19 protein-coding genes are annotated in these 17,278 nt (G+C 46.4%); 2 read left to right on the plus strand and 17 right to left on the minus strand.

Translation table 11 applies throughout. The annotated features are described in order from the left end of the window. Positions 1-249 precede the first annotated feature (249 nt). The 7 genes from HH215_RS07130 to HH215_RS07160 all read right to left on the minus strand — a co-directional run bounded on the left by HH215_RS07130 (position 250) and on the right by HH215_RS07160 (position 7,411). Positions 250-1,128: an aminoglycoside phosphotransferase family protein gene (locus HH215_RS07130; RefSeq protein ID WP_169279267.1), complete on the minus strand. Its 879-nt coding sequence runs from the start codon at positions 1,126-1,128 to the stop codon at positions 250-252. Positions 1,129-1,147: 19 nt separating this feature from the next. Then, positions 1,148-1,921 (minus strand): (2Fe-2S)-binding protein, encoded by a 774-nt coding sequence (locus HH215_RS07135; RefSeq protein WP_169279268.1) that lies wholly within the window; start codon positions 1,919-1,921, stop codon positions 1,148-1,150. 42 nt (positions 1,922-1,963) lie between these two features. Then, on the minus strand, positions 1,964-3,556 hold the full coding sequence (locus HH215_RS07140; protein WP_169279269.1) for an AraC family transcriptional regulator: 1,593 nt from the start codon (positions 3,554-3,556) through the stop codon (positions 1,964-1,966). A gap of 45 nt (positions 3,557-3,601) precedes the next feature. After that, positions 3,602-4,534, minus strand: a complete 933-nt coding sequence (locus HH215_RS07145; RefSeq protein ID WP_254450399.1) for a FecCD family ABC transporter permease — start codon at positions 4,532-4,534, stop codon at positions 3,602-3,604. A gap of 65 nt (positions 4,535-4,599) precedes the next feature. Next, positions 4,600-5,625, minus strand: a complete 1,026-nt coding sequence (locus HH215_RS07150) for a FecCD family ABC transporter permease (protein ID WP_169284271.1) — start codon at positions 5,623-5,625, stop codon at positions 4,600-4,602. Positions 5,626-5,694: 69 nt separating this feature from the next. Then, positions 5,695-6,708: an ABC transporter substrate-binding protein gene (locus HH215_RS07155; protein WP_169279270.1), complete on the minus strand. Its 1,014-nt coding sequence runs from the start codon at positions 6,706-6,708 to the stop codon at positions 5,695-5,697. A 391-nt stretch (positions 6,709-7,099) separates the two neighbouring features. Continuing rightward, complete coding sequence (locus HH215_RS07160; protein WP_169279271.1) at positions 7,100-7,411, minus strand: transposase; 312 nt, start codon at positions 7,409-7,411, stop codon at positions 7,100-7,102. Positions 7,412-7,630: 219 nt separating this feature from the next. Between HH215_RS07160 and HH215_RS07165 the strand changes: the two genes are divergently transcribed. Next, positions 7,631-7,978, plus strand: a complete 348-nt coding sequence (locus tag HH215_RS07165; RefSeq protein WP_169279272.1) for a hypothetical protein — start codon at positions 7,631-7,633, stop codon at positions 7,976-7,978. An 84-nt stretch (positions 7,979-8,062) separates the two neighbouring features. Here the strand turns inward: HH215_RS07165 and HH215_RS07170 are convergent, their stop codons facing one another. The 8 genes from HH215_RS07170 to HH215_RS07205 form a co-directional block, all read right to left on the minus strand. Further along, complete coding sequence (locus tag HH215_RS07170) at positions 8,063-8,341, minus strand: hypothetical protein (RefSeq protein WP_169279273.1); 279 nt, start codon at positions 8,339-8,341, stop codon at positions 8,063-8,065. Between the two features lie 42 nt (positions 8,342-8,383). Then, on the minus strand, positions 8,384-9,214 hold the full coding sequence (locus HH215_RS07175; protein ID WP_254450553.1) for a DNA alkylation repair protein: 831 nt from the start codon (positions 9,212-9,214) through the stop codon (positions 8,384-8,386). Positions 9,215-9,421: 207 nt separating this feature from the next. Then, positions 9,422-9,550 carry a sporulation protein YjcZ gene (locus HH215_RS07180; RefSeq protein ID WP_169279274.1) on the minus strand — a complete coding sequence of 43 codons (129 nt, stop codon included), beginning with the start codon at positions 9,548-9,550 and terminating at the stop codon, positions 9,422-9,424. A 250-nt stretch (positions 9,551-9,800) separates the two neighbouring features. Further along, on the minus strand, positions 9,801-10,226 hold the full coding sequence (locus tag HH215_RS07185) for a BlaI/MecI/CopY family transcriptional regulator (RefSeq protein WP_169279275.1): 426 nt from the start codon (positions 10,224-10,226) through the stop codon (positions 9,801-9,803). A 31-nt stretch (positions 10,227-10,257) separates the two neighbouring features. Next, positions 10,258-10,692, minus strand: a complete 435-nt coding sequence (locus tag HH215_RS07190) for a disulfide oxidoreductase (protein ID WP_169279276.1) — start codon at positions 10,690-10,692, stop codon at positions 10,258-10,260. Between the two features lie 2 nt (positions 10,693-10,694). After that, a complete protein-coding gene (locus tag HH215_RS07195) occupies positions 10,695-11,405 on the minus strand; it encodes a DsbA family protein (protein WP_169279277.1) in 711 nt (236 codons plus the stop codon). 13 nt (positions 11,406-11,418) lie between these two features. Then, the gene (locus HH215_RS07200; RefSeq protein WP_254450400.1) at positions 11,419-12,624 is read right to left on the minus strand and encodes a D-alanyl-D-alanine carboxypeptidase family protein; all 1,206 of its coding nucleotides are present in this window, start codon (positions 12,622-12,624) and stop codon (positions 11,419-11,421) included. A 57-nt stretch (positions 12,625-12,681) separates the two neighbouring features. Next, on the minus strand, positions 12,682-13,332 hold the full coding sequence (locus HH215_RS07205; protein ID WP_169279279.1) for a copper resistance CopC family protein: 651 nt from the start codon (positions 13,330-13,332) through the stop codon (positions 12,682-12,684). A 345-nt stretch (positions 13,333-13,677) separates the two neighbouring features. On the opposite strand from HH215_RS07205, the gene HH215_RS07210 reads away from it, so the two are divergent. Next, positions 13,678-14,343 carry a C40 family peptidase gene (locus HH215_RS07210; RefSeq protein ID WP_169279280.1) on the plus strand — a complete coding sequence of 222 codons (666 nt, stop codon included), beginning with the start codon at positions 13,678-13,680 and terminating at the stop codon, positions 14,341-14,343. Between the two features lie 91 nt (positions 14,344-14,434). Here the strand turns inward: HH215_RS07210 and HH215_RS07215 are convergent, their stop codons facing one another. Further along, positions 14,435-15,913 (minus strand): Lsa family ABC-F type ribosomal protection protein, encoded by a 1,479-nt coding sequence (locus HH215_RS07215; RefSeq protein WP_169279281.1) that lies wholly within the window; start codon positions 15,911-15,913, stop codon positions 14,435-14,437. 314 nt (positions 15,914-16,227) lie between these two features. Beyond that, entirely contained in the window at positions 16,228-17,097 is an 870-nt protein-coding gene (locus HH215_RS07220; RefSeq protein ID WP_375140490.1) for a sigma-70 family RNA polymerase sigma factor, read from the minus strand. Between the last annotated feature and the right edge of the window lie 181 nt (positions 17,098-17,278).

A 17,278-nucleotide genomic window follows, 5' to 3' on the forward strand; every position in this document is an offset into this window, starting at 1 on the left:
TTTTGAGACGAATGACATTACCTTCCATAAAAAAACTTCTCTAAATCACTACAATTGTAGAAGTCCGGTTTGTCATCTTGCTAGTGACTATCGTCATTTGTGGTCATGCAATGAGATCACGCTTCTTGTCGACATGAACCGACAGAAGTTAATGGTTCTCCATTTCAAAGCCTATGGGTCGCATACGTACATGAAGCCATGCAAACAAAAAAAAGCCCGTCACCGAAGTGACAAGCCTTATCCGCTTAGCTAGCGTTCGTAATCATCCACAATCACATTAATGACATTAAATGATTGTTCTGCTACTGCTCTGTTTGAATTCCTATTGCCATCGTATGTGATTAAAGCCTTCCATAACGCCCATCCTCGCGCTCTATTCCAGGTGTCTTGATCCATGCCTAATTGTTCCTTGAATATCTTTCGACTATCGTTATCGAAGAAGGTCCATGCCATCGCAGCATCGCAGGAGGGATCTCCTACGCCCAATATTCCGAAATCAATGACTGCACACAACCTTCCCTCATTAACCAACAGATTACCTGGCGCTATATCACCATGGACCCAAACAGGATCTTTATCCCATTTAGAATCCAACGCAAGCGCCCATATTTCTTTTAATAAGTGTTCATCAAAGGTATCTTTCGTATTTTCGATTGCGGTTCTAGCCTCTTCATCATAGACGGCAATGGGTCCCCCTCGATAAAAGTTATGCTCCCCGGCTGCGGGACCTTGACTAGCATCGATGGATTGGAATTCAACTAAAAATTTTCCCAAGTCTCGGGCAAATTGATTAACATCATTAATATTGTTCCGAGTCAACGTCTCTCCTTCTAACCACATATTAACGGACCAAGGCCAAGGATACATTGCACTAGGATTCCCTTTGGCTAGCGGAGCGGATATGGGTAAAGAAAGTTGTTGTTTTAATAAAGGGAGCCATATTCTTTCTTTCTCCACTTGGGGAACATAAGAGGCTGCGCTCGGTAACCTTACGCTCATATGGTCGCCTAGATGAAACGTTCGATTATCATTCCCGCTGAATTTTACCGGACTGATTTCTAAATCCGACCATTCGGGAAATTGCTCGCGTATTAATCTTGTTACTAATTCCACGTTAATATGAACCATATTGTTCCTCCTACTTAATTTAACTCACTTCATGCTTCCTTTTAGGACAAGTCGGACAATATTCTTCATCCGACGTTTGATAATAATAACAGCAAGTTTTTCGAATGCGAAGGGGAACGTCGGAAGTCGGAATCATGATCTTATCGCTATTGAATTTCTTAAATGGATTACTGGTTTCTCCGAAAAGAGTTGCCGGGGCTTCGTTAATCAAGTATTGAAAGTCATCGCGTATTCGGGATTTCTGAGCTTCGCTCGCCCCCTCCTCGATTCTATTCTCATACAACCAATACACGTAAATGGCCGCATTCTCCCATAGAACGGATGCCGATATCGGAGCGATCTTAGTCAGAGCGCGCCATACTTTAGCTATATTCCCGGCGAAAATCGTTCGGAGGACTTGATCTCGCCATTCCTCCCGGCAGCCTTCAACGGGTCTTGAAACATCCCAACGTATAAGGCGCACTTTCGGAAGCCAAGCCTGATCCCGATAACTGGATTCCAGATGACAATTTTCAATCGAATAATTCAGAGACTTATCGAACATCGTCATGGCATACAGTCCTGATAGGATAGACATGAATCCATATCGCTTCGCGAAAAGCGAGACTACGGCAACCTTCGATGAGGTTTCGAACACGGTGGATACCTTATCCATCAGTTCTAGCCCCTTATCTCTATCCAGTAAACTTACGGAGGGGATTGAGATCCGTCTATCCAACGAGGGCTCGAGCGTCAATCGAAAATGTTGTGTCAGAACGTTCATTTCTTCAGGTAGCATGGCGAAAGCCATCATGCATTTCCCCCCTCTTATTGTTCCCCTCTGCGGAAGACGACTTCAGGTATTCCGTTGCGTTACGATCATGTCCACAAGCGAATCGATAATCGCCAATCGGCCCTTCGTCGTCCAACTCATCGCGAACCAGTTCGGGATCAGCTTCACGTTGCGTTTGCAAACCGCTGGTATCTCCGACCAAGCGGGCGAGCGTGTTAGCTCTTCGAATATCTTCTCGCTTCCAGCCAAGACGTGGTGCTTCTGGACAAATAGATGTTCCGTCTCTAACTCGGGTAAGGACTCCGGCAATATCTCCAGTCTCCACATCGATCCCGCTTCTTTGGCTCCGGACTTAAGAGCAAGCTCGCTATAAATCAGCTCATTAAGCGGATGCCCCGAGAGGCCTTGGATGCCTACCGCACGGTGGCTTACTTGCATGATCGCAATGCGCTCCTCGCCCAGCGCAAGGCGCAGTTGCTGTTTGGCCTCCGCGATTCGCAATTCCAGTCGGGTTAACGTCTGTTCCGCTTCGCGCTCGCGGTCGACAAGCTCGGCGATTTTCATGAAGCTCCCTTTCCAATCCCATACCGAAAAGTCAAGAAAAACCGGATGGGCGATCTCCTTTAACGTCATCTTGAAATCCATATGATAGTGATCGGCCAAGATGAGATCGGGATCGGAGGTTCTCAGCTCCTCCAATTGTCGTTGCAACAATTCAGCGTATTGCTCCTCGGCCAATCCCGGATAGTGAAATAGATCCACCACGCAAACCGGATCTATGCCTAACGGGACTAGATGATCTTGAAACCCTAACGAAGATGCCACGGCTATCTTTAAGGTACTCCGCTTCATGAATACCGTAGGAGATACGCCAACGATCCGCTGGAACGTTCGACTGAAATAAAATTCGCTGCGAAATCCGACGGCAGCGGCCACTTCCTTAACACGGCTGGAATCCTGGTCTAACAATCGCTTAGCTCGATCGATCCGAATGTTGCCCAAATATTCAACGGGAGATATCCCCGTAACTTTGCGGAATTGACGGGAGTATGCGGCCGGCCCCATATTCGCTTTATCGGCCAACTCCTCCATGCTGATTTTCTCCGTGTAGCGAAGCTCCATATGGGAAATGCTCCGGTCGATCCGCTCATCGCTCATATCGGATTTGTCCGAAGCATTGACAATAAATTCATTGATTAAAGTCTCTAATCTGAGCCGCAGCGAAAAACGACTTTCCTTCTGCGGTCCGCTGCTCTTGTCTTGCATTTGGAGAATACGTTGGAACACTTGTTGCGGATGACGGATCGGGAGATGTCCCGGAAACAATGTACCGGTCGACGATGACGTTTGTTTCACCGAGCGAGCTCCATTCGTTTTGACAAGAGAGACCGGCTCGAAGAACACTCCGAGATACTCATATCCCTTGCCCTGCTCCGGGAACTCTACAATCATGCCCGGAACGAGCAAATAAAGCTCGAAGGGACGGATCTTGAATAATGCCCCGTCGATTAGCGCAACTCCCTCGCCTTTGGTAATAAAACAAAATAAATGCACGGGAATTCGATACGAATAGACTCCCGTTTTGTTCGGGAAAATACGCTTACGAACAGATGAGAATAGGAAAAGCGTATCGTTCTCGAATAAAGGGGATGGCATCAATCCGCACAACCTTTCGTTAATCTTGAATAATTCCTTTTCATATTAAATAACATTGCGGCGAAGCAGCAAATAAATCATATAAGGCGCTCCAATTACCGCGGTAATCAGTCCGGCGGGTATCTCGTACGGCGAGAATAAGATTCTGCCTAGTAAATCCGCTGACATGACGAAGAGTCCCCCGATCAGTGCCGCGACCGGCAGTCGCTTCATGCTTGAGCTGCCGACTAGATGCAAGGCCATGTGCGGGGCCATCAGCCCTACGAATGCAATCGTACCCGCCATCGATACAGCTGAACCAGCTAATCCTACGCTGATCAAGATCAGAATAAATCGTGTCGACTCCAACCGAATGCCCAACCCTTTTACCGACTCGTCTCCTAATTGAAACAAATTTAGCCGTCTTGCGAACAATAGAATCAACGGAAACAAAAGGGCTAACCAAGGAAGCAACGGCCAGAAGTGAATCCAAGTTCTCCCGTACAAACTACCAGCCATCCAGATGGAAGCTTGCGTAACTTGAAATATTTCTCCGATTGTCAATAGATAAGTAATCAACGCTCCGGCCATGGCCGAAATAGCTATTCCGACCAAGAGCATTCGTACCGTAGAGCTTCCTTTTCTCCATGACAGGATGTAAATGATAACCGCAGCCATAAGCGCTCCGAGAAACGCGACGATAGGTAATCTGCTTATTGGGAAAGACGGAATTAGCGTGATTACGGCAACGACAGCCGCAGCCGCGCCTGAATTAAGTCCGATAACGCCCGGAGAAGCCAATGGATTACGGGTTATGATTTGTAATATCGTCCCGGATAAAGCCAATCCGCAGCCTACCAAAAATCCGGTTAGCGCTCTAGGCAGCCGAAGCTGCCGAATCGTAAACGCATATTCCTCATTACCGATGCCGAGCGCTGTCCGAATGGCTTCGATTGCCGGTATAAGCCGTTCTCCCAGTATGACATTTAGAGTAAGCACTAGTAAATTCAAAATAATCAATAGCAGGACGAGCCACGACCATTGCCTCTTAAACGCGGGAGAAACTATGTCGTCCCCCCCTTTCGCACGACTAAATAAATAAGGAACGGGGCTCCGAAAAAGGCGGTCACGACCCCCACCGGAATTTCTTGAGCCGGATGCACGAATCGTGCGGCAATGTCCGCCGCTAACAATAGCAATGCGCCAAGCAAAGCAGCATAGGGTAGAATCCAGCGATAATCGGTGCCTACGAGGAAACGGGCAATGTGCGGAACCGCCAATCCTACGAAACCGATCGGCCCGGCAATGGCAACCGCGCTTCCCGCAAGCATGACAATGACAATGATGCAACCGACTTTCATGAAAAACACGCGCTGACCTAACCCGCGGGCCATATCGTCCCCAAGGTTAATAACGTTCATATGCCCCCCCATGCTAAACGCGACTATTAAACCGATAATCATAAACGGAAGCACTTGCTCCAACAAATGAATATCCCGCCCCGTTAGCGAACCGGCAAGCCAGAACCGCATCGTATCCAACGATTGTTCGTTTAATATGAGAATTCCTTGCGTCAACGACGCGAGCAGAAGATTCATTGTCGAACCGGCCAATACTAGCTTAACCGGCGTCAGCGGATCTCTCCCAAGCGATCCTAGCAGAAATACGGAGGCCCCTGAAATCGCGGCTCCCAATAAAGCCGACCATGCGAATATCGTGAGGGAAGTCGACCCTAATAAGAAGGATGCGATGACGGCCGCCAAAGCTGCCCCGTAATTAACCCCGAACAATTCCGGACCTGCGAGCGAGTTCCTGCTCAGCGCTTGCATTAGGCAACCGGCAACGGCTAAAGAACCGCCCACCATTACCGCTATTAGCGCTCTTGGCAATCTTACGGTGCGAATGATCAATTGATCTCGCGATCCATCGAACGACCAGAACGCATCCAGCACTGAACGATAAGGGATTCGTACGATTCCGAACGCGATACTTAGGATCGCGGCCACAACGACAAGAGTAAGAAGGACTGCCAACCCTATGAATCTGACCTTCAATGTTCTTCCCTCCGCAGCATGTCCAGTGTGATAAATACAGAATAAAGATTGGGCCGCCGCTAGGACGACCCAATCTCTGATCAAGCGATTACGGAACGGGCAACCCTAGTCGACAAGATATGCGTTCAAATCGTCGACTACCTTGTTCACTGCTTGAATGCCAAGTCCGCTCATCCAATATTCCCAATCAACCGGATGTACGCGCTTGTTTTTAGCCCCTTCCAAGGTCGCCCATAGGGCGCTGCTTTCCAGCTTCGCGAAGGCGCTCTCCTCTCTATTGAACCAGAGCATCACGTCTCCATCGAGATCGGCTATTTGCTCCGTCGTTAAGTCCTTGGAAAATCCTTCGTCGCTTTGCGCAGCAGGGCGAGTGATTCCGGCATCGGTCATTATACTTCCCGCGAACGTACCTTTCAGGTAGATCTGGATTTTATCTTCCCTTGGCCGGAATAATGAAACTTCTATGGGCTCGTTCGCGGAGAGCTTCGATTTGAGCTCTTCGATTCTCTGCTCGTAGTTTTCCAGCAGTTTCTTGCCTGCTTCTTGTTTGTTCACCGTCTCTGCATGCAGCAAGAGATTGGCTTTCCAGGTCACGCCCAATGATTCTACGAACACCGTTGGAGCGATTTGCTTCAACTGGTCGCGAATCGCTTCATGCGCGTCCTTGTTGCCGATAATTAAATCCGGCTTCAGCGCATCGATTGCTTCCATATTCGGTTCATTAACCGTGCCGATATTATCAATCCCGTCCGTTCCCTTCAGATAAGCCGGATAAGGATCTCCCGCGGTCAAGATCGAAGGGGCGCCAATCGGCTTGATCCCCAATTCCAATAAATTATCGAGCGCTCCGATATCTAGCACAACGATTCGCTCGGGATTTTCCGGGACTTCGACTTCCTCGTAGGCATCTTTTACTACCCTAGTTGCGGCTGTGTTCGCTTGATTATCCGTAGCATTCGCAGCCGTTTCCGTGGACGCCGGCGTAGCCGATCCCGAGGTATTGCCGTTTGTCGTATCCGATTCCGAGTTGCCGCACCCCGCTAGGACCGTCAGCAGTAGTACAAGAACCGATAAATAAATCCATGATTTACGATGAATCCCCATTTGACTTCCCAACATGCAGTTAATCCCCCTACAACTAATTAATAATGATTATCATTATTAATGAAAATAATAGCGTACGCAGGATAGACTGTCCATGCAAAAACCTATCGATTCCATACAAAAAAATAAAAGCCTGATCATCATTCAGGCTTTTAATCCGGCATACGATTCCTTACCCTTTTACTATTCTTCGATTGTTCCTGCTTGCAACCGTCGCTCCGATAAGTATAAAGACCAAGAGAATAAAAATCACAAGTACGATTAACCCGACTATCGAAATGCTCATCATTTCACCGGCCTTTGTGCTTGTTTATCTCCTCGTTAATATATGTAAGGATAATTATACCGCCAGTGCATCCGCACAGAATCGACGAAAATACGAGTCCATTACGCCTATTCGCAACCTCTATCTGATCCGATATCGTTGTTCCTCGAATCCTTCGATCGTCAACAACAAAACCCGGTACACGAAATACACGCCTAAGTAAGCACCCGACAAGAGGAAGACCGGATTCAGAAACACGCCATGTATACTGGTCATGAACACGATTCGATCCTTAATGATTCCGGCAATCGACATTGCGGCGATATTCCCGAAGATAAGCAAAGAGACTAGCGACAACATGTTAAACACGTTAGAAGCTTGCGACCACTTACGTTGCGCATACAACATAGCTAACGGAACTATAAAACTGCCGAATAAGATTAAGATCGACACGGGATTCACCTCATCCCCATTGTTAGCTTATTATTTCGGGAAAATACGTAAGCCAGCTTTTCTTCTTGGGACGCCCCGGAAAGCTGATCTAAAAATGAACCTGCACTAGGATAAAAAAGTTGGCTTCAGGAAACATTAATGACGAGCCATATTCCCCCCGCTTGCAACAGCCGCGGTATCGTATGAGCAATTCGTTAATGCTGTATTCCGGAGGTTAACATGTACTATTTTTATGGCACTGCGCTCCTATTTGCAGGACTAACGGGAATAAACTTTATTTTTTCCTATCAAAGTAAAAACATTGATCCTCAGTTTTGGGTCACGTTAAAGTTTCAAGTGATGATGCTCCCGCTGTTTTTAATAACGAATCTCTGCATAGGCTACGGCATTAAATTTGGTTTTAAAGCTGTACAGAACCTCGGATTCGTGCTGATTGCTGCAAAATGTATGGAAGTACTGATTTCGTTAGGAATGGGCTACCTGTTTCTTAAAGAACTACCCAATTGGAAAACATGGGTCGGTCTCGGAATTATTGCGGTTGGTCTTGTGTTCGTAAAACAAAAATGAACTTCACTCCAAGAAATGCAAAAGTGCACCTATGTCCTCCCCTAAAATAGACTGTAGGAAGATATAGGTGCACTAATATCTAAATTATTTCCACTCGACACGTTTCAATAAACGGTATTTCATAAGAGCAAGTATAAAATCCACATAATAATCTTGGCGGACGATCACTCGATATCGTTGATTTGCATAGGGATAAAACATTACATCGGTAAGTACATTGTTTTCTTCGAACTTCTGCTGAATTTGCTTCAATTGTTCCCCATGCTCTTCCTTGATCATTCTGATATCGAACTCAACGTCTAAGTCGTTGGCTGATTCCGCTATGTGGACGACTTCATGATTACACTCATAAGTGATTATCATATCATTATCCCTCCTTCTCTACATTCCTAATTGGCGTGTTAATTAATGGATCGGCGGTGGAAAGCTTCTCAGAGCGCGTTTGATAATGCGCCTCGTATCTTTAGTATCCGATGTAACCGACCAAGTCTTACAAACCTTTTGAACCCACTCCGGATTCGATTTACCGGCATCATTTAGCCAATTCCCAACCGAATCTTGAACGTATTTGACCGGATCTGATTTTACGGCTTCGAGCAGAACCAGAGCCAGTCCGGGTTTGTTCTTCAACGCGGAAATATGCTTAGCCCAGACGCCATGGGGACGAGTCGCTTCGATGGCGAATCTCCGGACATAGTCGTTGGCATCGTGTACCCAATCACTAAGAATACGAATGGATAGCTCCAACTCATTGGATATAGATTCCCTGACGGCCATCCATGCAATCTCGCGCACGCCAAAATGAGAATCCGCGGCAAACGATCGAATATGCGTCAATTTCTGGTCAAGACTAAGCTTCCGATCCAGTCCGACTATGTAGGCAGCCCAACACCGAACACTGTCCGAGAGATGCGTCGATAATTTCATGAAAATGAGTTCGCGCGATTCTGACGGTAAGCGCTCCATCAAACTAAGCCATGCCTGCGCGATTGCAGGGATGATTTTCATAATTTTCTTCTCTGCTCCCTGCTGGAGCTCATCAACCATAGAACCAGCCTGTTGCTTCAGATCAAGTTCATTTACGATATGATCCAATAGTACGATATGGTTGACTGCGAGCCATTCTGTCAGATTAACAGACTCCAATTGTCCACTCTGAAGCAGCGCGCTTACTTCTTCCGGGATTTCGCTGACCTTAAGAGCGCCTTTTCGTTGCATAATCACATCGGATATCATCTTCTTCAAAAGGTCATCTCTCCGTATCTCGTCATCTATGCTTATAATAACTTATACTTCTATGAACCCATAATATTAGACCTTCCTTTCCAACAATAGATTCACAACGATATACTTGTCAAGGAAACGGCAGCCTCCTTAAACACAATTCAAAACCCATCATGCTACGCGCATGATGGGTTTTGAGTTAAGCGTCGAAGATCATTTTCAATAGAAGCCTGCACGCAAGATAATGACCAGCAAAATGAACAGTACTAGCGCGAATGCAGCGGCTTGCATTCCGCCGCCGTATCCTCCACAACTACCGGCACCTACTCCTCCGACTTCACAACCCATGGATATCACCCACCATTAATTATTGTGATGTTACATCACACGGTTAGTCTATGTTGAGATAAATTTACGGTTTGTGCATTCGCACAGATGGGAAAATAAACCTTTAAGTTCATTATTTTTTCAGATGCAGCCCATAAAAATAACAATCGCCATCACAAGCCGCTAGAAAGTATGATTCTCTGCTTCCACAAGCCTATCGTCATGGCAAAAGCGATCTTGGGTTGCCGCGGCATATTCGACCTTGTAGGTTTCATGGCTTCTGTTTCAACTCGTTCAGCTTAAGTTCCAATCGTTCGATTAAGCTTGCATCGGCCCTGTCCAGATTATCGATGAGATGGCTTACCATAAGCGATCCGAAGTCTTCGACAAGTCCATCGGTCACAACCTTCGTTTGTTCGCTAATGAATTGTTCCCTGTTCTGAACCGGAGAGAATAAAGTAATCTTGTTTCTGCTGTTGCCGGTTGATTCCTTAAGCAAATGCTCCTTGTCGGCCAACCGTATCATAACGGTCATTACCGCGTTCAGAGAGATGGGATCTTCCCGATTCAGAATTTCATGCACTTGTTTGATGGTCATTTTATTTTTTTCCCACAGCACTTCCATAATCTTAACTTCAAGAGAACCGAAGAAGCGATGAAGCCCTTCTTCGTTCAAGTGTATTTTTTTTACTCTCAACGGTTTTGCCCCCTTGGAAATCCGAATGGCTTCAATCGTTCTCCGACGACGTCCTGAGGAAAATCATGCTAACCGTGATAAGCACGAACGCAACTAAAGCTAGAAACGGGATCGTAATAAAGCCTAACCAATCAATATAATCGACGTTACAAGGAACCCCGTTCGTGCAAGGCTTTATTCCCTCGAATCCGGGCGCTTTTTGAAGCAAATAATGATAAATGGAAATCGATCCCCCGATAATCGACAGAGGTAAAATATACTTTTTCATCGCAACATCGCCATAATAAGCGGCTATCCCCAGTAAGATGCTTAAAGGATACATCAATATCCGTTGATACCAACAGAGCTCGCAGGGAATATACCCGCGAACTTCGCTGAAATACAAGCTTCCTAACGTTGCAACGACGGAGACGATCCAAGCAAAATATAAGAAGAAATGCGGAGCAATCGATTTTCTCGGGTTCATCTTTAAACTCCCAACTCCTTATCGATCACGGATTTGATCGACTCGATATCAAAAGGATTTGCAATCGTAATGCCATTGATCATCAAAGTTGGCGTTTGATTAATTCGATACTTCTCGACGAGAGCGTTATCGACTTGAACCTGAGGTAATGTCGTTCTGTTGCTCAAGTCGTTCTTTAACTTCTCAATATCTATCTGCGGTGTGATCGTTGTCGCGAGTTCCGCGATTTTCTCCTCGGTGATCCAGAGTCCATCGTGGTTTGCCGAAGGCTGCGCATTAAACATCGCTTCGTTAAACACCCAGAAGGCGTCCTTGTTCTGGGAGAACACCGCCTCCCCGGCCAAAGCCCCGAGTTCGGATTCATCGCCGTGAAACAGCGTGTTAACGAATGCAAGCTTCATTTTCCCGGTATCGATATATTCTGCCTTGAGAACGGGATATACGTCTTGACTCCATTTTTTGCATGACGGACATTTATAATCTCCAAACTCGATCAAGGTCACTTTAGCGTCCTCGCTCCCGATAACGGGTTGATCCGCGATGCTGGGTTGCACGTCGACCCGAGTTAAATCCTGCGTTCCATCCTTATTGGCTTGATTAATGAAAAACAAAGCAACGAGCAAGAGTACGAGAGCTGTCGTGTAGAGCACCATAGCTTTTCCCGGATTCTTCTTACGACCTGTCGTACCTGCCTTCTTATTCTTGCCTGACATTTTGTTATCCCCTTTACGATCTGAATTTTTGCGTCAACCTTTTTCTTCTTTTGGCTAACAAGACGAATAACATGAATAGCAACTGTAAAAACCAAAAAATAGTAACCATAATCGCCCATGGGGACTTCTTATCTATAGGAGGCGTGATTTCCACCTCGGCTGCGGCTTCAAGCAAGTTCGGAGCTTCGCTAAGAAATAGCGGTCTTAAGGAAGCAATCGATTGATCCAGCTTATAGAGCGAGCTATTCCGTACGTATAGATTTCCGGATTCATCCGCTGCGAGAGCGGGTGTCGTCCCCTTCTCTGCGGTCATCCAAATCGCAGCATTCGAATGGAAAGGCTTCTCTTCGCCGTTTACTGAAAAGTTCTGTTCGACGCCTTCGTCCATGATCTTAATCGTTTCTACGCGTTCAAATCCGTAGTCTAGCAAGGCAGCCATGTCCGAATAGATTTCATCGCTGGAAGAGGACTTAAGAATCACGCCGATTAGCTCCGTGTCGCCGCGCTGTGCGGAAGAAACCAACGTAAAGCCAGATGCGTTCGTATACCCATTCTTAATCCCTGTCGCCCCTTCGTAACTCGACAAGAGCTTATTATGATTAACGAGCTCCGACACCCACTCTTTCCCGACCCACGGTTTATTCCGCGTGGACACGATGGTCCGAAAGGTTTCGTTTTCCATTGCGTATTTCGCGATAATTGCCATATCTCTTGCCGTCGTATAGTGATTGGAATCCGGGAGCCCGTGAGGGTTCGTGAAGTTCGTTTGCGTTAATCCCAGCTTCTCTTTCACGAAAGCATTCATGCGATTTGCGAATTGCTCTTTGGAACCATCCATATGCTCCGCGATTGCTGTGGCCGCGTCATTCCCCGAGTTAACAAGAAGTCCGTAAACGAGCTTCTCCATCGGAACCTCTTCCCCTTCGGCTAGAAATACGCGAGTTCCCTCTTCATTTCTTGCTTCCTTGGAAACTTTTACGATATCGGCGAGATTCGAGTCTTCCAACGCTAGAATTCCCGTCACGATTTTCGTGATACTGGCGGGATACATTCGTTTGTCGCCATTATTATCGTATACGACGGCGCCTGTTCGCGCATCGATCAAGATTGCGGCTTCACCGCGGATTGCCGGAAGCTGACCGCCGTTCGCCGAAACGGATCCCGCCCAACACAAGAACATCAAGACCGGAAGAAATAGTCGAATGATCGAAACCCGCATATTGATCTTCATCTCCGCTTTTATGAACCGATTGGATAGAAATACCTCAACCGCTCATTATCTTTTTTTCCTGCGCAGGTACAAAGCAACAAATAATAGGAATACGGCCCCGGCGGCATAGAGAAGAAAATCCGAAGCTTTGGACTTAACTTCTAAGGACGTATTATCGGATGAATCAGATTCACTGTCCGGTTGCGATGATTCCGAAGCGGACGGATTGGAGGTATTCGTTTCGCTTGGAGCCGGACTTAAGGATTCGGAGGCAACCGGATCTTCGGAGCTTGAAGGCGATGACGATGGCGAAGCCGAAGCCGAAGCCGAAGGTGAAGCAGATGGAGTTGCAGTTGCCGGAACACGCACGCTGAATGCGAAGCTGCCTTTAATCGGATGTCCGTCTTTGCCAATGATTTTCCAATCCACGGTATATTCCCCATCCTTCAATGGCGAATTCAATCCTCCGGACATGGATGACTTATCGACCAATTTGTCGGCGATCTCATATTCGGTTCCCTGAGCGTCAACAACCTTAAAGCTACTCAGCTTCTCAATGTCCGTGTTAAAGGTCATTTTTATCTCATTGACTTCCGCATCCACGATTTGTTTATTTTCGGGGGTCGAGGATTTAAGACCCGTATGCGCGAAAGCGCTTGTCGGAGCAAGGATTGCCAGAACGAAGGCCGTTAAGATCAGCCATTTGGTTCGTTTCATTATTGATTCCCCATTTCGAATCTTTTCTAGTAACATATGAATCTCGTGACTTATTTATTTTACAACATTATTAAACTACGATAAATAGTATGATTTGACGTAATGATGACATCGATGCGCAATTTTTAGGCTCCGCGCAAGAAATCGAAGTGAAAACATAAGTCGGCCAACGTCAATAAGAATTCGATGTGGAGTTTCTCATTGTTTTATCATAATCGTCGGAAGACCTATGGCGGACATGCTCGGATTGTCTTCTTGGTAAATAGAGGGTCAAAAAGATGTGTTATCGTTGGTTCAGGTGATCAAGCAGCAACACATCTTAACCATCTTAAGGAGGACGACATCATGACTACTACCATTAAGAAAAATCATATGGGCAAGTTGCTTGTCGGAGCTACGCTAAGCCTTTCGATCGTTTTCTCGGCAGGAACGATGTTCGCGAATACGAACTCGGCCTATGCCGCAACAACGTCAACCGCGGACAGCGTAATTGCGACGGGCAAGAAGTTCTTGGGCGTTCCTTATGAATTCGGAGCCTCATCGAACAAAACGACCGCGTTTGATTGCTCATCGTTCACGCAATACGTGTTCAAACAAAACGGAGTCAGTATCCCCCGTTCGTCTAAAGAACAATCCAAAGTAGGTACTTTCGTGTCCAGAGACCAGCTCCAACCTGGAGATTTGGTATTCTCGGATACGAATCGGGACGGAGTTATCAATCACGTGAGCATCTATATCGGTAACGACCAGCTTCTGCACACCTATAGAGTCGGAATTGGCGTTACGATATCGACGTTCACAGGCAGTTCGTGGGATAAGACATACGTAACGGCTCGCAGAGTGCTTCCAACGAATGAACAACCTGTCGAGGTCACTCCGCCGACCAACATTACGAAACCGGATCCGAAGCCTGACAAACCTTCGATTACCGAACCCGATACAGACAGTTCGGATGATGGCGATCATTGGGATCGTGACCGCTACAATCACAAGAAGAAATGGCATCGATAAAACATGACGGGTTAACTTCCCTAAATCAAAGACAAAATGACCGCCAGATCAACTCTGTCGGTCATTTTGTTTGGAATAAAGTCCGGCAGCTTTAGAGCTTAACGATCTTGGTCGCAATATTTTCGCAAAATTCGCTGTCATGCTCAACAAAAAGCAAGGTTGGCTTATATTCAAGCAGCAACTCTTCAATTTGCATGCGTGAGATGACATCGATAAAATTTAGCGGTTCATCCCAAATATGCAAATGGGCTTTCTCGCAAAGGCTTTTTGCGATTAATACTTTCTTTTTCTGCCCACCGCTAAAATCCGACATATCCTTCTCGAATTGCACCCTCGAAAAATCGAGTTTCCTTAAGATCGATTTGAACAGACTTTCGTCAATCCCGTTATCTCTCGCGTAGTCCGTCAAATTGCCCCGCAGATGCGAAGTAATCTGTGAGACATAGGATATTTTAAGTTGGCTGCCCTTCCTGAAAGTACCGGAATAATCGATTTTCTCGCCCAGAATAAGTTTTATGACGCTCGATTTTCCCGAACCGTTCCTACCCGTAAGCGCTATTCTATCCCCTTGCTCAATCATAAAACCGATATCCGAACATACCTGCTTCTCGCCGTAATAAATGGAAACATGATCGAGTTCGGCAAGTTGATTTTTATGATAGGCAAGCTGTGAAAGCTTTAAGCTCTCGGCGCTTTCAATATTCTTAAGCAGCTTAGACTTGTCTTCTATCGCGGATTGCTGTCTATGCTCGATCGATTTCGAGCGTTTCATCATTTTAGCGGCTTTGTGGCCGATATACCCTCTATCTACGTCGGATCCGGAATTTAAGGTTCCGAATTTCGTCTTTTCCACTGCATCTGACCAATTGCTCGTTCGTTTCGCGGATTCCGATAGACGTCTAATGTCTTTTCTGAGCTTTTCGTTCTCCGCTAGCTCGAAGTGATCCTGTCTCCTTTTATTTTCCCACCAATCGGAGAAATTACCCTTCCGGATTTCGATGTTAGTCTTATTGATGGATAAAATGTGATCTACGCAGCGATCAAGAAACGATCTGTCGTGAGACACGAGGATGTATCCGCTTTTGGCGTTGAGATAATGACCGACGAGTTTTCTTGCCTCAATGTCAAGATGATTGGTCGGTTCATCGATTAACAGAAAACTGTTTTCCTTAAGAAATAAGGCTGCTAATAGTACCTTGGTCTGTTCTCCGTTGGACAAAGAGTCGAACGGGCGATATAAGACATCTTCGGAAACCTTAAGCAACGTCAATTCGCGCATGATTTCCCAGAGAGGGACGTCCGGGACAATGCCGTTGATGACATCAATCGTATGATCTTCCATGTGTTCGACATGGAATGGGAAATATTCGAACCCGACATTAGCGGAAATCTTCCCGCCGTATTCATAATCACCAAGCAATAAGCGGAGGAATGTGGTTTTCCCCCTTCCGTTTCTTCCCGTAAATCCTAATTTCCAATCGGTGTCCAATTGAAAATTAACTTTTTCGAACAAATTATCGTAGCTGCCCTCATAGGCAAACGTTAAGTTCGCGACATTAATTAATGACATAAAGAAATCCTCCTGCATCCTAAAAAAATAAGAGCTACAAGAAAGTTACTTTCTTGTAGCTCAAATAAATACAGAAAATCCAACCCGCTATGGGGTTAGAAAATGGATTTATTCATTGAGCGAAAAGAATAAGTAACTTTCTTGCATACAAAATAAAACATGCGAAAACGATCGCTTTTCCTGTTTTATAATGATTAGCAAGAAAAATCACATTATTCTTTTCAACTCCCGTCATTAAAGTAAGTGAAGTTTACCATAACCGTTTTTTATTTTCAACACCTATGCGGGAGACACACCTATGTGGGAGATCCTTCCTATACGTCCAATACTGCCAGGTTCATCTCTCTAATGCGCGAAGGTTCGGAAATCAAGTCGACCTCGACGATCTTCCCGTGAATCAGTGTAAATTGGAGAATATAAAGCAGCTTTCCACGAGGAGCAACGATAGCGCCTACCTTTCCGTTCACGAGGGCTGACTGCGCAGCCTGCGCGCGTCCAGAGATATGCATCGCCAGCGCTTTTGCGCCTCGAGTTACGTTGGATTGTGCTGTCCGGCGATCGTCTCTGACGACAACATCCGGATCAAGAGCCGCTACCAACGCATCAAAATCGCCAACGCGCGATGCCGCTAGGAAAGCGTCGACGAGCTCGCGCTGCAGAGCAATTCCGGCATCGTCAGTCTTTCCAGTCCCTTGCACCCGGCGACGAGCCCTGCTCGCAAGTTGTCTGACCGCGGTTTCGGATTTCCCCACGATAGGAGCAATTTCGTTGAAAGGTATTGCGAAGATATCTCGCAGCACGAACGCGATGCGTTCCGCGGGATTCAGATTATCGAGCACGACCAACAGGGCAAGACCGACGGAATCCGCCAGCAGCGCTTCGTGTTCGGGGTCGTTACGATCGCTATGAGTCGCGAACGTCTCGGGCAAATGCGTTTCCATCGATTCCTCGCGTCTCGACTTGCGCGAACGCAGCATATCGAGGCTCACCCGAGAAACTACAGTGGTCAGCCATCCTCCCAGGTTCACGACATCGCTCGTATCCGAACGGCTAAGTCTTACCCAAGTTTCCTGCACCGCGTCCTCCGCCTCGCTCAATGATCCAAGCATGCGATACGCAACCGCCTGCAGGTGATTCCGATGCACTTCGAACTGCTCCGCCTTCCGTTCCATTCCGTTCATCATCCACATTCCTTTTCGATCTGATATTCATCTTTATCATTATTGACGAACGATAACCGGCTATTGTGACATGTCGATTAAAATCGCTGATTAACCGGCATAACTTCCACTTGTCACATTCCAGAGGTTCATTTCGTCATCGTTTTGAAGAGGGCGAATACTTCGCTCCTATCAGAATAAAGAA

Source organism: Cohnella herbarum, assembly GCF_012849095.1.
Classification (GTDB): domain Bacteria; phylum Bacillota; class Bacilli; order Paenibacillales; family Paenibacillaceae; genus Cohnella; species Cohnella herbarum.

What these genes read in the sequence shown, in the direction of transcription:
- HH215_RS07175 (WP_254450553.1), bottom strand. Translation starts at nt 9,214, where the DNA reads ATGATATCCGATGTGATTATGCAACGAAAAGGCGCTCTTAAGGTCAGC.
- HH215_RS07190 (WP_169279276.1), bottom strand. Translation starts at nt 10,692, where the DNA reads ATGAACCCGAGAAAATCGATTGCTCCGCATTTCTTCTTATATTTTGCT.
- HH215_RS07170 (WP_169279273.1), bottom strand. Translation starts at nt 8,341, where the DNA reads ATGATAATCACTTATGAGTGTAATCATGAAGTCGTCCACATAGCGGAA.
- HH215_RS07155 (WP_169279270.1), bottom strand. Translation starts at nt 6,708, where the DNA reads ATGTTGGGAAGTCAAATGGGGATTCATCGTAAATCATGGATTTATTTA.
- HH215_RS07205 (WP_169279279.1), bottom strand. Translation starts at nt 13,332, where the DNA reads ATGAAACGAACCAAATGGCTGATCTTAACGGCCTTCGTTCTGGCAATC.
- HH215_RS07215 (WP_169279281.1), bottom strand. Translation starts at nt 15,913, where the DNA reads ATGTCATTAATTAATGTCGCGAACTTAACGTTTGCCTATGAGGGCAGC.
- HH215_RS07195 (WP_169279277.1), bottom strand. Translation starts at nt 11,405, where the DNA reads ATGTCAGGCAAGAATAAGAAGGCAGGTACGACAGGTCGTAAGAAGAAT.
- HH215_RS07200 (WP_254450400.1), bottom strand. Translation starts at nt 12,624, where the DNA reads ATGCGGGTTTCGATCATTCGACTATTTCTTCCGGTCTTGATGTTCTTG.
- HH215_RS07180 (WP_169279274.1), bottom strand. Translation starts at nt 9,550, where the DNA reads ATGGGTTGTGAAGTCGGAGGAGTAGGTGCCGGTAGTTGTGGAGGATAC.
- HH215_RS07140 (WP_169279269.1), bottom strand. Translation starts at nt 3,556, where the DNA reads ATGCCATCCCCTTTATTCGAGAACGATACGCTTTTCCTATTCTCATCT.
- HH215_RS07165 (WP_169279272.1), top strand. Translation starts at nt 7,631, where the DNA reads ATGTACTATTTTTATGGCACTGCGCTCCTATTTGCAGGACTAACGGGA.
- HH215_RS07210 (WP_169279280.1), top strand. Translation starts at nt 13,678, where the DNA reads ATGACTACTACCATTAAGAAAAATCATATGGGCAAGTTGCTTGTCGGA.
- HH215_RS07130 (WP_169279267.1), bottom strand. Translation starts at nt 1,128, where the DNA reads ATGGTTCATATTAACGTGGAATTAGTAACAAGATTAATACGCGAGCAA.
- HH215_RS07220 (WP_375140490.1), bottom strand. Translation starts at nt 17,097, where the DNA reads ATGATGAACGGAATGGAACGGAAGGCGGAGCAGTTCGAAGTGCATCGG.
- HH215_RS07135 (WP_169279268.1), bottom strand. Translation starts at nt 1,921, where the DNA reads ATGATGGCTTTCGCCATGCTACCTGAAGAAATGAACGTTCTGACACAA.